This is a genomic window from Shewanella sp. 11B5 (genome assembly GCF_002836795.1).
Classification (GTDB): Bacteria; Pseudomonadota; Gammaproteobacteria; order Enterobacterales; family Shewanellaceae; genus Shewanella; species Shewanella frigidimarina.
The window spans coordinates 1-1,922 of record NZ_PJAP01000719.1 but is presented as its reverse complement, the minus strand read 5'-3'; the positions used below and the strand labels follow the sequence as shown (position 1 = coordinate 1,922).

Annotated in this window: 2 protein-coding genes and 1 pseudogene; 2 read left to right on the top strand and 1 reads right to left on the bottom strand. The window is 41.5% G+C overall.

Features of this window, described 5'->3' with window-relative positions; all coding sequences use genetic code 11:
* The coding region (locus CXF78_RS15720) for a putative oxygenase MesX (protein WP_145991492.1) at positions 1–364 on the top strand (364 nt) is incomplete at its 5' end.
* 44 nt (positions 365–408) lie between these two features.
* Positions 409–1,475: pseudogene (locus CXF78_RS15715) on the top strand (methionine synthase).
* A 48-nt stretch (positions 1,476–1,523) separates the two neighbouring features.
* On the opposite strand, the gene CXF78_RS21495 reads toward CXF78_RS15715, so the two are convergent.
* A partial coding sequence (locus CXF78_RS21495; RefSeq protein WP_219622083.1) for a hypothetical protein occupies positions 1,524–1,922 on the bottom strand: 399 nt, incomplete at its 5' end.

The following is a 1,922-nucleotide window of genomic DNA, read 5'->3' as shown; positions in this document are numbered from 1 at the left end:
GCAATATTTCAAAAAAATGGGGCTACAGGTACGTTATTTTATGCCGCCAAATAGTGTTGCGCCGTTGGCTTTCCATTTCTTTGGTGATCTACTTAATGATTACACTAATCTTGAGCTTATCAGCACCATCAGCACTATGGGAACCTTTCAAAAAATCTACCGACCAGAGATTTATAATGCGAATGCCGCTGCTGGAAAGTCCTATCAACCCAATTTGAAGAACCTAGATCATTCATTAACGCAAATTGTTTATGATCGAGAAGAACGTAGCAAGTTGGCTAATGAGCAGGGAAAGTTTGCTGAGAAGCACTTCATCAAACCCTATCAAACGGTGCTTGAGCAATGGTCTGCCAATTACGTTTAATCGCTGCGTTTAATCATTACACCCAACATACGGCATGACTTATTATGAAAACATTGATTAACAAAAGAATACTACCCACTTCAACTGCAGGCAGTTTACCTAAGCCCTCTTGGCTTGCTGAACCCGAAACACTTTGGTCAGCTTGGAAACTACAAGGTGAGGAATTAATTGAGGGCAAACAAGACGCTTTACGTTTGTCATTACAAGATCAACAACACGCAGGCATTGATATTGTTAGTGATGGTGAGCAAACACGCCAACATTTTGTGACTACGTTTATTGAACATCTTAACGGTGTTGATTTTAATAAGCGTAAAACCGTTAAAATTCGTGATCGCTATGATGCTAGTGTTCCAACGGTTGTCGGCCCTGTTAGTCGCCAAAATCAGTTTTTGTTGAAGATGCCAAGTTTTTACGTCAGCAAACCACGCAACCCATTAAATGGGCTTTGCCTGGTCCCATGACAATGATTGATACGCTTTTTGATGACCATTATAAAAGTCGTGAAAAGCTAGCGTGGGAATTTGCTAAAATTCTTAATCAGGAAGCCAAAGAATTAGAAGCCGCAGGTGTTGATATTATTCAATTTGATGAGCCAGCATTTAATGTTTTTTTTGATGAGGTAAATGATTGGGGAATTGCTTGTTTAGAAAGAGCCATTGAAGGATTAAAGTGCGAAACGGCTGTGCATATTTGTTATGGCTATGGCATCAAAGCCAATACTGATTGGAAAAAAACACTGGGTTCAGAGTGGCGACAATATGAAAAAGCGTTCCCTAAACTGCAACAGTCTAATATCGATATTATCTCACTAGAATGCCACAACTCTCATGTGCCAATTGAGCTTCTTGAACTCATTCGAGGTAAAAAAGTGATGGTTGGCGCCATAGATGTAGCAAGTAACACGATTGAGACACCAGAAGAAGTCGCCAATACCCTCCGAAAAGCACTTCAGTACGTAGATGCCGATAAGCTTTATCCATGCACCAATTGTGGCATGGCGCCCTTACCTCATCATGTAGCAAGAGGTAAGTTACAAGCCTTAAGTGCAGGGGCTGACATTGTTAGAAAAGAGCTATCGGCCCAAGGATTATTGAACCTTAGGGATTAATATTTATTCAATCTACGGCGATTTAATCGCAGTGCGAGCACACATCACCTACTGTTGAGTATGAAAGCCTTTCAAATCCATTTTATACAAGGGTGCTGGGATCATCTCTGAAGTGATAAAAATGCTGTTACCGTCTGGGCTAAAACCCACGGCTTCGGCTTGCTTTATCGCTGGCAGAGAAATCTCTTGTGGCGGTGTAGAAAACAACGTTAACCAATCACCTGGCTCAGTTTGAGTAAAATAGAACGCGTGAGTGTAGGTTAATACCACCGCCGATAAACCATCAGCTGATATATCCATGGCTGTAGGTTTTCCGGCAAAACCAATCCAGGTATAGATACTGGCGTAATCGAGCATCGCGGTTGGTAATGGTGCGATTTCGCCTAGCTTTTTGGCTTGTTTGTTAACCATTTGAACCGATGAATTGTTGGAAGCACTTTGTCCTAA